The sequence below is a fragment of the Alistipes sp. An31A genome (genome assembly GCF_002159425.1).
Classification (GTDB): domain Bacteria; phylum Bacteroidota; class Bacteroidia; order Bacteroidales; family Rikenellaceae; genus Alistipes; species Alistipes excrementigallinarum.
Genome location: NZ_NFIO01000003.1, coordinates 228470 through 244632 on the forward strand (window position 1 = coordinate 228470; position 16163 = coordinate 244632).

Consider the following 16163-nt stretch of genomic DNA (forward strand, 5'->3'; position numbering starts at 1 on the left):
ATCTTTCTCACCGGCTAACCCGAAAGCTTCTCTCCAGCTGAACCAGTTGCTTCTCACCGGCCCAACCTGTTGCTTCACATTGGCCGAACCGGGGCTTCGCCCGCAGCGGGCTCACCGGCCGGCCGAAGGCTTTTTCGGCGGTTCTTTTCCCGGCGAGCGAGGCGCTCGCCTTCTCCGTGAGAGGTTTTCACGGTGTCACGCCCCGCCCCGGCGCATTACGCCTGCGGCTTGTCGGCGGGAAGCGCCGCATTGGCATGGGTAGCTCCCGACTTGGAGCCCTCCTTTTCGTGCTTGCGGTGCGTCGTATTGTAGAGGAAGCGCTTGATCTTGAGCGTCGGGGTCTTCTCGAACTCCTTCTTCTGCTCGACCACCTCCGAGATGCGCGAGAAGCGGTTCACCTTGGCATTGACATAGGCCACCAGCTCCTTCTTGAGCTGCTCGGTCTTCGCCTCGAGCGCCTCCTTCTTCGTCGCCCACTCCTCGCGCCAGTCGTCGAGCATCGACTCAAGCTCCTCGCGGTTGAAGTGCACGAGTGCCACAAGACGACCTTCCCTCTGCGTGACGATGGAATCGGCGATGCAGACGTGCGAATTGAGCACGCTCTCGATATCCTCGGGATAGATGTTCTCGCCGCTCGGGCCGACAATCATGTTCTTCAGGCGCCCCTTGATGTAGAGCCAGCCGTCCTTGTCGAATTCGCCCAGGTCGCCCGTGCGGAACCAGCCGTCGGAGGTGAAGGCCTCGCGCGTGGCCTCGGGATTCTTGTAGTAGCCCATCATGACGCTCGGCGTGCGGGCGACGATTTCACCCTGCCGCGTCTCGGGGTTGACATTCACGAGCCGCAGCTCGACGCCCGGAGCCTGGGGCCCGGTCGAACCCAGCCGCACCTGCGACGGCGCGGCCCCGGCCAGCAGCGGAGCCGTTTCGGTCAATCCGTAGCCGATGGAGTAGGGAATCCGCGCCTCCATCATGAACTTCTCGGCGTCGCCGTCGAGCTTCGCGCCGCCGATACCCAGGAAGCGCAGGCGGCCGCCGAAGAGCTTCAGCAGCTTCTTGCCCGCTACGCGGTGCAGGTAGCGGCGCATGAAGCCCACGCGGTAGAGCGTCCGCCAGAAGTTGTTCGAATTGAACTTGGCCAGCACCTGGTGGCGGTAGATTTTCTCGATGATGAGCGGCACGATGAGCATCACCGTGGGGCGCACCTGCCGCAGCGCCGGCATCAGGGCCGAAGCCGTGGGCGGACGGTCGAGGTAGACCACGCGGGCCCCCTTCGAGAAGGGGTAAATCATGCCGATAGAGCACTCGTAGGTGTGCGACAGGGGCAGCACCGAGAGGAAGACATCTTCGGAATGGATTGGGAAAATCGAGGCGCTCAAATCCACCTGGGCGCAGAGCGCCGCGTGGGAGAGCATCACCCCCTTGGGTTTCGAGGTCGTACCCGAGGTGTAGATGATGACGGCCAAATCCTCGGGTGCGGGAACCGCCGTCGAGCCCTGGGCGTGGACCTTTTGCGAGATGACGCCCAGATTCTTCGTACGGACAACGACGTTGAGCGACGCCACCGTCGTCTTCGAGAGTTTGGTGAAGAGCCGGTCCGAAACCAGCAGCGCCTTGGCCTCCGAGTGGGCGATAATCATGTCGAGTTCCTCGCCCGTGAAGTCGGGCAGAATCGGCACGACCACCAAGCCGGCCGAGGTGACGGCGTAGTAGCAGACGCCCCAGTTGGGCATGTTGCTGCTCAGCAGCGCCACCTTGTCTCCGGGACGAAGGCCGGCGCCAGTCAGAATATCCTGCACCTTTGCGATGCGCCTGCCCACCTCGGCGTAGGTCACATCCTCGCCGTCGAACATCGAAAAGGCAATCCGGGATGCAAACTCCTTTACGCTGTGACGGACAAGGTCGTAAAGTGTGTTAAGAGTCATTTTTCAGATTTTGTTCACGTTTCACAACAACGGTCCCGCAGCGGAGCGGAGACCCTCGTTTATCAAACGGAAAGTTTGTTGCAAAATTACGAAATTCCCCCGAAAAACGCTATTTTTGAAACAAAATCTTGCAATGCTCGAGAGCCTCCACATCAAACGCCTGGCCGTCGAAGCGGGCTTCGACCTCTGCGGAATCGCCCGCTGCAGACCCTTTCCCGAGAACGAGCGACGCTTCCGCTCGTGGCTTGCAGAGGGCTACAACTCCTCGCTCGACTACCTGGCACGCAACCTCGACAAACGGTTCGACCCCGCGCGTCTGGTCGAGGGGGCCCGCACGGCCGTCGTCTGCGCCGTGGGCTACAAGAACGAGGCGAGCGAGGGCTACCCCGCCTCGTGCCGCACGAAAATCGCCTCCTACGCCCTGACGACCGACTACCACACCACCATCCGGCAGATGCTCCGCGGCATGCTCGGCGCGCTGCGGCAGCGCTACCCCGAACTGCAGGGGCGTGCGTTCGTCGACACGGCGCCGCTGCTCGAGAAGCAGCTGGCCGTCGAGGCGGGGCTGGGATGGATTGGCCGCCAGTCGCTGCTCGTCACCCCGACGCTGGGGAGCTTCGTGCTGCTGGGCGAGCTGCTGCTTACCGACGAGGCCGACAGCTACGACGCCCCCTGCACTCTCGAGGGGTGCGGCCGCTGCAACCGCTGCCTCGAGAGCTGCCCCACCGGGGCGCTCGTCGCCCCGCGGACGCTCGACACGGGGCGCTGCATCGCCTGCCACACCATCGAGCGCGAACCGCAGAGGCGCATCGACCTCCACGGCTGGCTCTTCGGCTGCGACGCCTGCCAGAGCTGCTGTCCCTACAACCGCCGCGCACCGCACCATGCCAACAAGGCCTTCGACCCGCTGTTCGACCCCCGTGCGATGACGTCCGAAGAGTGGGAGGCGCTCGACGAGCGGCAGTTCGGGGAGCGCTTCGGGGCGACGCCCCTCCAGCGCAGCGGTCTGGAACGCATCCGCCGCAATGCACGGCTCAACGCCGGGGACGGTGCAGCCGAAAATAGAGCAGAATGAACACTGTGGTGAGCGTCTCGGAGAGCGGCTGCGCAAACCAGATGCCCGCAACGCCGCAGAGCTCCGGCAGCAGCAGGAAGCTCGGCACCAGCAGCACGCATCCGCGCAGCAGCGCAAAGGCGGTTGCCGGCCGGACCCGCTCCAGGCTCTGGTAGCAGCCGATGGCCGTCAGATTGACCACAAAGGGGATGAAGCCGGCCGCGAAGAGCGGGAATCCGGCAACGGCCAGCTGCGCGGCACGGTTCTCACCGGGCAGGAACAGTCCGACCAGCCCCTCGGGGACGAAGACGAAGAGCGCCGAGACCACCGCGCCGCAGCCGACGGCCGTCATGAGGGCAATGCGTGCGGCGGCGCGCACGCGCACGCCGTTGGCCAGCCCGAAGTTGTAGCTCAGAATCGGCTGCGCCGACTGCGCAATCGCGTTGCCGACCATGAAGACGAAGGGGATGTAGTAGCACGCCACGCCGAAGGCCCCCACCCCGTCGTCGCCCAGCCTTCGCATGAAGACCCCGTTACCCACGAACATCAACACGGCGAGCGTCATCTCGCCCAGCAGTGCCGACGAACCGATGCGGCACTGGTAGCCGATGTTGCGCCACGAGAGTCTGAGGCTCTTGCGGCTCCACTTCACGCGGCAGAGCCGCAGCATCCGGGCGCGGAAGAGCAGGTAGCCGACAGCCACCACACCGCCGGCGGCCACGCTGATGGCCGTAGCGAAGGCGGCTCCGCGGACGCCCCATCCGAGCGGAAAGATGAACCACCAGTCGAGCACGACGTTCAGCACGGCCGAGAGGACCGAGCACCACATCGCCACGCGCGGTGCGCCGTCGAGGCGGATGACGAAGAGCCCCACGGCCGTCCACATCTGGAAGAGCAGCCCGGGCGAGAACCAGAGCAGGTAATCGCGCACGAGCGGCAGCAGCCGCTCCGAGGCGCCGAGCATCCGGGCCGTCGCATCGGGCCAGAGCATCACCGCGCCGACCAGGAGCAGCGTCAGCAGCGTCACGAACCAGAGAGCCTGGGTGACGTTGAGCCGCGCGGCCCGCACCTTGCCGCGCGCCAGGTGAATCGAGGCCACCACCGAGCTCCCCACGCCGGCCATGAGCCCCACCCCCTGGGCGAGCATCAGCAGCGGGACGTAGATGTTGATGGCGGCGATGCCGTCGCTGCCCACGCCGTGGCCCACGAACATTCCGTCGGCGACCGTCACCGCCGAAATCGACAGCATGCCCAGCAGCGTCGGCACGAAGAGGCGCCGGAAGAGGGTCGAGACCCGCACGGTGCCCAAATCGATGGCATCGCGCTCCTGATTGTTCCGTTTCATGACCTGTCACAAAAAAAGGTACCGGACAAGCGATTGGTTTTACCCAGTCATCTTATCCGGTACCGTAGATACCCTCCGATGAGGATTACAAAACTCGCAGAGCCCGTCCGGCTCCGTTTATTTCATATTTTCAATGGTCCTTCACTGGTCCGCTCCCCGCGAGCAGAGGCGCTCAGGCATCTACCTTCCCCCCCCCTCGCGGTGCGGAGCAGGACGATTACTTCGACAGCTCGGCAAGAGCGGCCTTGGCACTCTCGACGGCCGGACCGTCGGTCACCTTCTGGAAGGCGGCGATGGCCTGCGGCTTCATCTCCTTGGCGTTGTAGGCGGCGCCCAGCGTCAGGTACATGAGGCTCTTGTCCTCGGGGTCGGTCTGTGCGGCGGCAGCCTCCTCACCCAGCTCGATGACCTTCGCGAAGTCCTGCTTGCTCGAGTAGGCCTGCAGACGCACCTTGTGGGCAATGGCGCTTGCGGGGTTCTTGGCCAGCAGCACGTCGGCCATGACGATGATGCCGTCGTAGTTGTTGTTGGCCTGCAGCTTGGCAACCTCGTTGTTCGTATAGAGCGTCATCATCTCGTTGGCCTTCGCAACGGCATCCTCATACTTGGGGTTGGTCAGCGCGGCGATGTCCTCGTAGATGGCCATACCCTCGGCATACTTGCCCAGCTCGCAGTAGCTCATCGCCAGGTTGAGTGCCATGTCCGTATTGCGGGGGTCGGCAGCGTAGCCCTTGGCGAAAATCTCCGATGCGGTGGCGTAGTCCTTGTTGTTGAAGGCCTCACCGCCCTGCAGCTGGTAGATTTTGGCAACCCACTGCTTCGATTTGGTCATCTGCGTCATGTCGCCGTAGAGCTCGGCCAGCTCGGCCGACTTGCTGAAGTTGGTCAGCGCTTCGTCGTACTTCTTGGCCTGTGCGGCATAGCCGCCCATCATGAAGTAGCATTTCGGAAGCGTCGACTTGGCGGTTGCGACCAGCGACTCGGAGCCTTCGGCATCCATGCCCTCGTCAATGACCTGCTGGAACTTGGCCGCAGCACCCGCGAAATCCTTGGCACCGTAAGCAGCGGCAGCCTCGTTGTAGACAGCCGTCAAATCCTGCGCCGAGAGCGATACCGCAGCAAAGAGCGCAGCTACAGATAACAATACTTTTTTCATTTTCACTTAGAGTTTTTAATGTTCGTGCGTAGTCGCCCTTTCGGGCAGATGGTTGCAAAAATAACTTATTTTTCCCTATTTTACAAGAGGCTGTCGGCGCAGCGAGGCGAAAAAACGGGTAATCAGCTCCTCGCACTCCCCGCGCAGCACGCCGCGCGTAATGGTCGTACGGGGATGGAACACCCCGTCGGAGTAGCAGCGATAGCCCTTCTTGGGGTCGTCGGCGCCCCACACCACGCGGGCCACCTGGGCCCAGCCAATCGCGCCGGCGCACATGATGCAGGGTTCGACGGTCACGTAGAGCGTACAGCCCTGCAGGTATTTGCCCCCGAGCGTCGAGGCGGCTGCCGTCAGCGCCTGCATCTCGGCATGGGCCGTCGGGTCGCGGAGCGTCTCCACCAGATTGTGCCCCCGGCCCACGACCGTCTCACCGGAGACGACCACCGCGCCGATGGGGACCTCGCATGCATCTAACGCATGATGCGCCTCGTTTAGTGCGAGGCGCATGAATTTTTCGTCAAGTTGCTGTTGTTCCAAACCTTCCATATTGCTTTTCATTCCGTTGCATCAGGGCACATGAACTCCCCGCACCGGGGCCCGCGGTCCCGGTGCGGATTCACGGCGGCAGGTGCGCATCAGATTTCGGCCGTCACCGTTATCAGCAGCCGCACCTTCACCGGCTTGCCGTCCTGCCGGCCCGCACGCCACTTGGGCGAGCGCTCCATAACCTGCGTCACCGCGTCGGCAAACTCCTGCGACGAGGCGGACTTCACCTCGATGTCGGTCACCTGCCCCTGCGTATCGACCACGAAGAGGACATTGGCGCTGCAGGTGCCCTTCACCCCCTTGGCGCGGGCCTCGGAACGGGCCTTGAAGGAGACCCACTTCTGGTAGGCCGCCACTGTGCCGCCCTTGAACGAGGGCATCTGCTGGGCCATCATCCTGACCTCGGAGCTTTCGTCCGAAGCGGGCGACTGGGCATGGGTTGCTGCCGCGACGGTTCCGGCCGCCATCAGCAGGAGGGCGGCAACCGCGCATCGAAGAATCGACAGGGACTTCATAAAGGTTACATTTTTATTTTAGGGGTACTTCGTCAACAGGGCATATCCGGGCGGCGGGCTCCGGAGTCCGCATCGCCCGCCCTATTCTCTAACAAATATAGAAAATTTCCGCCGTATGTCCAAACGCTCCGGCGCGGAAAAGCGGCACCCACGGGTACGCACCACGCCGTTTCTTCCTATCTTTGCTTCGGAAAACACCGCGATAATGGCGCAGCGCAAAATCATACACGTCGACATGGACGCCTTCTTCGCCTCGGTCGAACAGCGCGACAACCCCGCCTACCGGGGGCGCCCGATTGCCGTGGGCTACGACGGCCCGCGGGGCGTGGTGGCCACGGCCAGCTACGAGGCGCGCCCCTACGGCGTACACTCGGCCCTACCCTCTGCCGTGGCGCGGAGACTCTGCCCCTCGCTGATTTTCGTCCCGGCCCGCTTCGAGGTCTACAAGGAGGTCTCGCAGCAGATTCGCGCCATCTTCCACCGCTACACCGAACTGGTCGAGCCCCTCTCGCTCGACGAGGCCTTTCTCGACGTCTCGCACCACCGCTCGGCGACGCTCGTGGCGCGCGAAATCAAGGCAGCCATCCGCGCCGAGACCGGACTGACCGCCTCGGCGGGCATCTCGGTGAACAAGATGCTGGCGAAAATCGCCTCGGACTACCGCAAGCCCGACGGGCTCTTCACGATTGCCCCGGCCCAGGTCGAGGAGTTCGTCGCGGCACTCCCCGTCGAGCGCTTCTTCGGCATCGGCGAGGTCACGGCCGAACGGATGCACCGGCTGGGCATCCGCACGGGGGCCGACCTGCGGCACTGGAGCGAGGAGGCGCTCGTCCACCACTTCGGCAAGGCGGGCCACGCCTACTACGGCTATGCGCGCGGCATCGACGAGCGCGAAGTGACCCCCAACCGTATCCGCAAGTCGCTCGGGGCCGAGACCACCTTTGCCGAGGATACCGGCGACCGCGGGCGGCTCGCGTTCGAACTTGCGGGGGTGCGCGACGAGCTCTGGGCGCGGCTCCAGCGCCACGAATTCGCCGGCCGGACCGTCGTGCTGAAGCTCAAGTTCGACGACTTCCGCCAGATTACCCGCTCGCGGACCCTCGCGGCGGCCGTGACCTCGGCCGAGGAGCTGCGCGTGGTCTCCGAGGAGCTGCTTGCGGCCACCGACCTGGGCGGCCACCGCGTCCGCCTCATCGGGCTGACGGTGGGCAATTCATCCGAAGCATGCCCGGAGTGCGTGCAGCTTTGCTTCGACTTCGATTGCGACCAGCGGAAGCCGTAGGCGGCCCGGTGCCGGGGCCGAAGGGCCCGTCCCCTCCGCCGGCCGGGACGCACGAAGGGCCCCGAAGGGCGAAAAATCGGGAAAATGTGAACGTCTGTTGTGAATTTTTCCTAAATTTGCCCGTTACAAAAGGATTCTAACAAAAACAAACTCAATAGCTCCATGTACAGAACCCATACGTGCGGCTCCCTGAGAGTCGAAAACGTCAACGAGCGCGTCACCCTGGCAGGGTGGGTGCAGAAAGTGAGAAACCTCGGGGCGATGACCTTCATCGACCTGCGCGACCGCTACGGCATCACGCAGATTGTCGTCGAGGAGCACTCCCCGGCCCAGGCACGCGAGGCGGCCTCCCGTCTGGGACGCGAGTTCGTCGTCCAGGTCACGGGCCGCGTCGTCGAGCGTTCGTCGAAGAACCCCAAGATGCCGACGGGCGACATCGAGGTGGCGGCCGAGCAGGTCAACATCCTCAACGAGGCGCTGACCCCGCCCTTCACCATCGAGGAGGTCTCGGACGGCGGTGACGACCTGCGGATGAAGTACCGCTACCTCGACCTGCGCCGTCCGCCGCTGCAGCGCAACCTCATCCTGCGCCACAAGATGGCCCAGGAGATTCGCCGCTTCCTCGATGCCGAGGGCTTCCTCGAAATCGAGACCCCCTATCTGGTGGGCTCCACGCCCGAAGGCGCGCGCGACTTCGTCGTGCCGAGCCGCATGAACCCCAACCAGTTCTACGCCCTGCCCCAGTCGCCGCAGACGCTCAAGCAGCTGCTCATGGTGGCCGGCTACGACAAGTACTTCCAGATTGTGCGCTGCTTCCGCGACGAGGACCTGCGCGCCGACCGTCAGCCCGAGTTCACCCAAATCGACTGCGAGATGTCGTTCGTCGAGCAGGAGGACATCCTCGAGGTGTTCGAGCGCTGGGCCAAGCACATGTTCCACGCGGTCATGGGCATCGACTTCACGGAGCCCTTCCGCCGCATGCCCTGGATTGAGGCGATGGAGAAGTACGGTTCGGACAAGCCCGACCTGCGCTTCGGAATGGAGTTCTCGGACCTTACGGAGCTCGCCAAGGGGCACGGCTTCAGCGTCTTCGACAACGCCGAGTATGTGACGGGCTTCGCCGCCACGGGCTGTGCGACCTACACCCGCAAGCAGATTGACGCCCTGACCGAGTATGTCAAGCGTCCGCAGGTGGGCGCCAAGGGGCTCATCTGGCTCCGCGTCGAGGAGTCGGGCATCAAGTCGTCGATTGACAAGTTCTTCACGCCGGAGCAGGTGCGCGCACTGGCCGAGCGCTGCGGTGCCAAGGCCGGCGACATGGTCTTCATCCTCAGCGGCCCGAAGTTCAAGACGCTCACGCAGCTCTGCGCCCTGCGCCTCGAAGTGGCCCAGCAGCTCGGACTGCGCGACCCGAAGAAGTTCGCCCCGCTGTGGGTGGTCGACTTTCCGATGTTCGAGTGGGACGAGGAGACGCAGCGCTTCTATGCGATGCACCACCCCTTCACCTCGCCCAAGCCCGAGGATTACGAGTACCTCGAGAGCGACCCCGGCCGCGTACGCGCCAACGCCTACGACTTCGTCTGCAACGGCACCGAAATCGGCGGCGGCTCGATTCGTATCCACGACGCCAAGCTCCAGGCCCGCATCTTCAAGTGCCTGGGCTTTACGCCCGAGCGTGCGCAGGAGCAGTTCGGCTTCCTGATGAACGCCTTCAAGTACGGTGCACCCCCTCACGGAGGTCTGGCCTTCGGCTTCGACCGGCTCTGCTCACTCTTCGGCGGCTCGGACTCCATCCGCGACTACATCGCCTTCCCGAAGAACAACGCCGGCCGCGACGTGATGCTCGACGCACCGTCGTACCTCGACCAGTCGCAGCTTGACGAACTCTACCTCGAACTGCGCAAGCCGGAAAAATAGGCAACCAGCGTTCCGGAGAGCCGCGCCGCTCTTCCGATGCGACAAGCGGGACCTTTCCTCAACGGAAGGGTCCCGCTCTCTTTTCCATCCCGGCCCAAATGCGCCCGGGCAACAGGCGGACAAACGGTTTCGAACCGGCCGATGTCCTCCTCCCCGGCCGGACGCCCACCAGACTTTCCCGGCCGTAGACTCGGCCGGACGCACAGCCAGCTTCTCCCGGTCGGACGCGCAGCCGGCTCTCTCCCGGTCGAAGCCTCTCCGCACGGCGGAGAGGGACACAAAAAAGCGGACCTCCGCACTGCCGTCCGTACAGTGAGAAGGTCCGTTTGACTCGTTTCCGGAGGAGGCGCCTCACGCACTCCGGAGGTCAGGGGCCGATGTCAGAAGGCTGCAGCCACGGCTCCAACCAGGACAATCAGCAGAATCAGTCCCAGGAAGGAGATGACCAGACCGGCAATCGACAGGCCGCGCGGCGTACGGAATACGCCCACGAGCGACAGAATCAGACCCAGTACCCAGAGAATCCATCCCAGCACGGGAACCCAGGAGAAAATCAGGCCCAGCAGTGCGAGCACGAAACCGGCCGTACCTACTCCGTTCGATTTCTTTTCAGCGGGCTGGTTGATGATAATCGTCTGGCCCTGGTTCTCCTTGCCCTGCGGCTTTTGTACATTTTCTTCCATAATCGTTCATGTGTTTTTGCCGCCCGCACCTCGGCAGCTGTTCTTGGAAAGGAGACGTGGTGCAGCAGTCCACTTCCCATCCCGGGAATCTCGCACTTCTCATTCGCAGTCACCTCATCCGGGAAGCCCGGATTCAGGAGGCAAACTTACGTCTCCTTCAACGTGTTGTTACAAAAGTACAAAATTCTGCGAATTATGCAACATTTTCGTCCGAAATCGAACATCCGCATGCACCTTTTTGTTCGAAACGGCCGCCAAGCGGTCTCCGCCGGGCGCAGACAGCCACGGGCAGCCATGAACAACGTCCTCCAGACGCTCCGTTTTCCGCCGCAAATGGTTATCTTTGTACACGTGAAAACACGCCGGACCATGAAAGCCTGTACCTATGTCGAACGCGGACGCTTCGAGCTCCGCGAAAAGCCGGAACCCCGGCTCGAAACACCCCGCGACGCCCTGGTGCGCGTCACGCTGGCAAGCATCTGCACCAGCGACCTGCACATCCTCCACGGCAGCGTGCCGCGCGCCGTCGAGGGCATCACCGTGGGCCACGAGATGGTGGGCGTCGTCGAGCAGGTGGGCACGGAGGTTGCGACGCTCCGCCCGGGCGACCGCGTGGCGGTCAATGTCGAGACCTTCTGCGGCGAGTGCTACTTCTGCCGCCACGGCTATGTCAACAACTGCACCGACCCCGACGGAGGCTGGGCGCTGGGCTGCCGCATCGACGGCGGGCAGGCCCCTCTGGTGCGGGTGCCCCATGCCGACCAGGGGCTGACCCCCATCCCGGCGACGGTGAGCGACGAGGCGGCGCTCTTCGCGGGCGACATCCTCGCCACGGGATTCTGGGCCGCCCGCATCGCCGAGATTACCGAAGAGGATACGCTCCTCATCATCGGAGCGGGCCCCACGGGCATCTGCACGCTGCTCTGCGCGATGCTCCACCGCCCGCGCCGCATCATCGTCTGCGAAAAGGAGCCCGGGCGGCGCCGCTTCGTGCGGGAGCACTACCCCGAGGTGCTCGTCACCACGCCCGGGGAGTGCCGCGACTTCGTGCGGCGCCACAGCGACCACGGCGGCGCGGACCGCGTCTTCGAGGTGGCCGGCAGCGACGAGACGTTCCGTCTGGCGTGGGAGTGCGCCCGCCCCAACGCCGTGGTGGTCATCGTGGCGCTCTACGACCGGCCGCAGGTGCTGCCGCTGCCCGAGATGTACGGCAAGAACCTCACCTTCAAGACGGGCGGCGTCGACGGCTGCGACTGCGCCGAGATTCTGCATCTGATAGCCGAGGGGCGCATCGACACCACGCCGCTCATCACCCACCGCTTCCCGCTCAGCCGCATCATGGAGGGCTACCGCCTCTTCGAGAGCCGCGCCGACGGGGTCATCAAGGTGGCCGTCGAGTGTCAAAAGTAGCCGCAGCGGAAAAAATCTTTGCCATTCGGCAAAAATTGTCTATTTTTGAAACCGACAAAACGAATTACGAACCTCAAAAAGAGAAAGACCATGATACGACTCAATGTGTTCATCCGTACGACGGAATCCAACCGTGAGGAGCTGCTCCGCACGGCACGCGAGTTGACGGCCGCATCCGTCAAGGATGCCGGCTGCATTGCCTACGACATCTTCGAGAGCGCCACGCGCCCCGACGTGCTGATGATTTGCGAAACGTGGAGCGACGCCAAGGCGCTCACCGCCCACGAGCAGACGCCTCACTTCACGACCCTCGTTCCGAAGCTCCGCCAGCTGGCCGAGATGAAGACCGAGAAGTTCGTCTTCTGAGGCCCGTCTCAGTAATAATTAATGTAAAGACAACGCGCATTCCGTGCGCGCGCAGCCGTGCGGCAGGTCTCAGGACCTGCCGCTGAGCTACGCGGCCCGCTCTTTGGGGCTGCGCATGCGGCAGCAGCGCACACCGCCGAATCGCATTTCCGCCCCTTCACTTTCCGCATACCATGTCCGCACCTCTGGCCGAACGACTGCGCCCCCGAACGCTCGACGAATACATCGGGCAGGAGCACCTTGTGGGGCGCAACGGCGTCTTCCGCAAGTTTTTCGAGACGGGCAACGTCCCCTCGTTCATCCTGTGGGGCCCTCCGGGCGTGGGCAAGACCACGCTGGCGAAGATTGTCGCCACGCAGCTCGAACGCCCCTTCTTCACCCTCTCGGCCGTCACGTCGGGGGTCAAGGAGGTGCGCGACGTCATCGAGTCGGCCAAGCGGCAGCGCTTCTTCGACGCCAAGCCCCCCTTCCTGTTCATCGACGAAATCCACCGCTTCAACAAGTCGCAGCAGGATTCGCTGCTCGGCGCCGTCGAGCAGGGGGTCGTAACGCTCATCGGCGCCACGACCGAGAATCCCTCCTTCGAGGTGATTTCGCCGCTGCTGAGCCGGTGCCAGGTCTACACGCTCCACCCCATGGAGGATGCCGACCTGCAGCGGCTGCTCGACCGCGCCCTGACCACCGACGCCGAGCTGCGCGCCCGCGACATCGAGGTGCGCGAGACGGCGGCGCTCTTCAAGTTCTCGGGGGGCGACGCCCGCAAGCTGCTCAACATCCTCGAGATTCTGGTCGGAGCCTCCGAGGGCAAAATCACGCTGACGGACCGCTACGTGACCGAGTGCCTGCAGCAGAACATCGCCCTCTACGACAAGAACGGCGAGCAGCACTACGACGTCATCTCGGCCTTCATCAAGTCGGTGCGGGGCAGCGACCCCAACGCCGCCATCTACTACCTGGCACGGATGCTTGCCGGAGGCGAGGAGCCGCGCTTCATCGCACGGCGGCTGGTGATTCTCGCCTCGGAGGATATCGGGCTGGCCAACCCCAACGCGCTGCTGCTGGCCAACGCCTGCTTCGATACTGTACATAAAATAGGTATGCCCGAGGCGCGCATCACGCTGGCCGAGACGACCATCTATCTGGCCACCTCGCCCAAGAGCAACTCGGCCTACATGGCCATCAACCGGGCGCTGGCCCAGGTCGGGCACGACACGAACAACCGCCCCGTACCGCTGCACCTGCGCAACGCCCCGACACGGCTGATGGAGCGCGAAGGCTACGGCAAGGGATACAAGTACGCCCACGACTACGAGGGCAACTTCGCCGAGCTGGAGTTCATGCCCCAGGGGCTCGAGGGGACGCGTTTCTACGAACCCAATACGGGCAACGCCCAGGAGGCGAAAATCGCCGAACGCATCCAGCAGCTCTGGAAGGGAAAATACTGACCCGCCCCGCAGCCGCACGCAGCGAGGCTACGACGGTTCCGCCCCTCCCGACAGAAACTCAACCACGAACACCAACCCAAACTCACCACACACCATGAAACGACTTCTGCTCTGCTGCCTGCTTCTGGGAGGAGCGCTCTTCTCCTGTTCGAAGGAGGAGACGGGCGGCACCCCCGACAAGGTCGAGATTTCGCTCTCGACCCTCACCTTCCAGCTCTCGCGCGACGGCTCGGCCACGGCCGACATCACCGTCACCCCCTCCACCACTCCGCTCGAAGAGAAGGATTTCCGCCTCGAGAACCCCGACCAGGAGATGGTCTCCATCCACTACACAAGCCGCATCGAACAGACGGGCGAGGGGCTCTTCCGCCTGACGATTCTCGACAGCGGCGGCGAGGAGAGCTACGACGAAACGCCTCGTCTCTACTGCGACAAGGCGGGCTTTGTCTCCGAACCGCTGCACGTCAGCCGCGGCGCATTCGCCATTCCGGTGGTCCGCGTAACGACCGAGGGGCCCGTGCTGGACAAGGAGACGTGGGTGGCCGGCACCATCGAAATCGACGGCAAGGGCTACCTTCCCTCGCTGGAGCGGATGGCCGTCGAGGTCAAGGGCCGCGGCAACACGACCTGGGGCTGGGAGAAGAAGCTCTATGCGCTGAAGCTCGATTCGAAGAAGGAGGTGCTCGGCATGCCCAAGCACAAGCGCTGGTGTCTGATTGCCAACTACATGGACCGAACGAACCTGCGCAACCGCGTGGCCTACCACATCGGCGCCAACTCGCGTCTGGCCTGGACCACGCGCAACGAATTCGTCGAGCTCTACTTCAACGGCAGCTACGACGGTCTCTACCTGCTGACCGAGCAAATCAAGGTCGACAAGAACCGCGTCAACGTCACCGAGATGGAGCCCACGGACAACAGCGGCGAGGCCGTCACGGGAGGCTACCTGCTCGAATTCGACACCAACTACGACGAGGAGCAGCGCTTCCGCTCGGCAACGACCGACATTCCGGTCAACATCAAGTATCCCGACCCCGAGGACCTTACCCCCGAACAGTTCGCCTACATCCGCGACTACGTCAACCGCATCGACGAGGTGGTGGCCGCCCAGAGCATGAATCAGGGCAGCGACGACGACGCGCCATTCGAATACCTCGACATGGAGTCGCTCGCCGACTTCTGGATTTGCTTCGAGGTGACGGCCAACCACGAGATGCTCCACCCGAAGAGCATCTATTTCTACAAGGAGCGCGGCGGCAAGCTCTTCGCCGGCCCCATCTGGGACTTCGACTACGAGACGCTCGTCTCGCACACCGCCACGCGGTGGGTCAACTACGGCATGACCTACCCCTCGTCCATCTATCCGTGGCACGAGCGGAACTGGTGGAACATGCTGCTGCTCCACAACGCCACCTTCCGCCGGGCGGTCAAGAGCCGCTGGCAGGAGTGGTACCCCTTCCTGCAGCGTGTTCCCGACTTCATCGAGCACGAACGCAAGGCCATCGCCCAGGCCGAGGTGCGCAACCGCGAGCGCTGGCCCTCCATCAACGACACGGGCTACCCCAACGGCGACGAGTGGCTCTCGTTCGACGAGGCCGTCGACCGGCTCAAGGAGGTCTACACCACGCGCACGGAGTGGCTCAACAGCCAGATTTCGGCCTGGTAGCCGGCCGCCCCGACTCCGACCTTCACCCCTCACACAGAGACCCATGAAACGCATCGGCATCATTTCGGACACCCACGGCACCTTCGACGACACGCTGCGCGACTTCCTGCGCGACGTCGACGAAATCTGGCATGCCGGCGATATCGGCTCGCTCGAGACGGCCGACCGCATCGCCGCGTTCAAACCGCTGCGGGCCGTCACGGGCAACGTCGACGGAGGGCTCATCCGCCGCGCCTACACCGACTTCCTGGCCTTCGACTGCGAAGGGGTCCGCGTGCTGATGACCCACATCGGCGGCTACCCCCGTCACTACGACCCGCGAGCGCTCGCCCGCATCCATCAGGTGGAGCCCCGGCTCTTCGTCTGCGGCCACTCGCACATCCTGCGCGTGATGTACGACCCCATCTACTCGCTGCTGGCCGTCAATCCGGGAGCTGCCGGCAACTACGGCATCCACAAGGTGCGCACGGCCATCCGTCTGGTCATCGACGGCGAAGAGATGCGCGATATGGAGGTCGGCGAGTGGCCGCGCAGCTCGCTGTGACCGGACACCGGCCCAACGAGGCTCCGCCCCGACGCAGCGCCACCGAAGGCGGCAGACGGATTTCGTCTGCCGCCTTTTTCGGCCGGGAGCGGGGCTGCGGCCCCCCCCATTTGAGGCCGCAGCAGCCCCCGCCGCCACGCTGCCAAAGGGGCGAACGGCCAGCCCGGGTAAACAGAACGGCCCGAAAAAACCGTTCACGCTACGGAAGCGTCCAAACGGAACAATCGGAGGAGATAATCCACATATGGATATTTTGCATTGATTACCAACAGTTTCAGATACATTCGGAAAATTTTTCCGCAAAAAAATCGA

14 protein-coding genes are annotated in these 16163 nt (G+C 63.8%); 8 read left to right on the plus strand and 6 right to left on the minus strand.

Going from position 1 to position 16163, the window contains the following annotated elements:
* Nucleotides 1-215: 215 nt before the first annotated feature.
* Nucleotides 216-1922: an AMP-binding protein gene (locus tag B5F90_RS04520; protein ID WP_087361615.1), complete on the minus strand. Its 1707-nt coding sequence runs from the start codon at nt 1920-1922 to the stop codon at nt 216-218.
* A gap of 133 nt (nt 1923-2055) precedes the next feature.
* Here B5F90_RS04520 and queG point away from each other — a divergent pair, with 133 nt between their 5' ends.
* The gene (gene queG, locus B5F90_RS04525; protein WP_087361616.1) at nt 2056-2997 is read left to right on the plus strand and encodes a tRNA epoxyqueuosine(34) reductase QueG; all 942 of its coding nucleotides are present in this window, start codon (nt 2056-2058) and stop codon (nt 2995-2997) included.
* Here queG and B5F90_RS04530 read toward each other — a convergent pair.
* From B5F90_RS04530 to B5F90_RS04545, 4 genes are all read right to left on the minus strand, one after another.
* On the minus strand, nt 2957-4321 hold the full coding sequence (locus B5F90_RS04530) for an MATE family efflux transporter (RefSeq protein WP_087361617.1): 1365 nt from the start codon (nt 4319-4321) through the stop codon (nt 2957-2959). The genes queG and B5F90_RS04530 overlap by 41 nt on opposite strands.
* Nucleotides 4322-4538: 217 nt before the next feature.
* Entirely contained in the window at nt 4539-5477 is a 939-nt protein-coding gene (locus tag B5F90_RS04535; protein WP_087361618.1) for a tetratricopeptide repeat protein, read from the minus strand.
* Between the two features lie 75 nt (nt 5478-5552).
* Entirely contained in the window at nt 5553-6023 is a 471-nt protein-coding gene (locus B5F90_RS04540; protein WP_087361619.1) for a nucleoside deaminase, read from the minus strand.
* An 89-nt stretch (nt 6024-6112) separates the two neighbouring features.
* Nucleotides 6113-6538 (minus strand): energy transducer TonB, encoded by a 426-nt coding sequence (locus B5F90_RS04545; RefSeq protein ID WP_087361620.1) that lies wholly within the window; start codon nt 6536-6538, stop codon nt 6113-6115.
* Between the two features lie 205 nt (nt 6539-6743).
* On the opposite strand from B5F90_RS04545, the gene dinB reads away from it, so the two are divergent.
* The gene (dinB, locus tag B5F90_RS04550) at nt 6744-7820 is read left to right on the plus strand and encodes a DNA polymerase IV (RefSeq protein ID WP_087361621.1); all 1077 of its coding nucleotides are present in this window, start codon (nt 6744-6746) and stop codon (nt 7818-7820) included.
* Between the two features lie 162 nt (nt 7821-7982).
* Nucleotides 7983-9737: an aspartate--tRNA ligase gene (gene aspS, locus B5F90_RS04555; RefSeq protein WP_087361622.1), complete on the plus strand. Its 1755-nt coding sequence runs from the start codon at nt 7983-7985 to the stop codon at nt 9735-9737.
* A 380-nt stretch (nt 9738-10117) separates the two neighbouring features.
* Here the strand turns inward: aspS and B5F90_RS04560 are convergent, their stop codons facing one another.
* The gene (locus tag B5F90_RS04560) at nt 10118-10420 is read right to left on the minus strand and encodes a hypothetical protein (RefSeq protein ID WP_087361623.1); all 303 of its coding nucleotides are present in this window, start codon (nt 10418-10420) and stop codon (nt 10118-10120) included.
* 369 nt (nt 10421-10789) lie between these two features.
* Between B5F90_RS04560 and B5F90_RS04565 the strand changes: the two genes are divergently transcribed.
* From B5F90_RS04565 to B5F90_RS04585, 5 genes are all read left to right on the plus strand, one after another.
* A complete protein-coding gene (locus B5F90_RS04565) occupies nt 10790-11830 on the plus strand; it encodes an alcohol dehydrogenase (RefSeq protein ID WP_087361624.1) in 1041 nt (346 codons plus the stop codon).
* Between the two features lie 90 nt (nt 11831-11920).
* On the plus strand, nt 11921-12196 hold the full coding sequence (locus tag B5F90_RS04570; RefSeq protein WP_087361625.1) for a putative quinol monooxygenase: 276 nt from the start codon (nt 11921-11923) through the stop codon (nt 12194-12196).
* A gap of 173 nt (nt 12197-12369) precedes the next feature.
* A complete protein-coding gene (locus tag B5F90_RS04575) occupies nt 12370-13641 on the plus strand; it encodes a replication-associated recombination protein A (RefSeq protein ID WP_087361626.1) in 1272 nt (423 codons plus the stop codon).
* 94 nt (nt 13642-13735) lie between these two features.
* A complete protein-coding gene (locus B5F90_RS04580; RefSeq protein WP_087361627.1) occupies nt 13736-15307 on the plus strand; it encodes a CotH kinase family protein in 1572 nt (523 codons plus the stop codon).
* A 43-nt stretch (nt 15308-15350) separates the two neighbouring features.
* Nucleotides 15351-15851, plus strand: coding sequence for a metallophosphoesterase family protein (locus B5F90_RS04585; RefSeq protein ID WP_087361628.1), 501 nt, complete (start codon nt 15351-15353; stop codon nt 15849-15851).
* Nucleotides 15852-16163 lie beyond the last annotated feature (312 nt).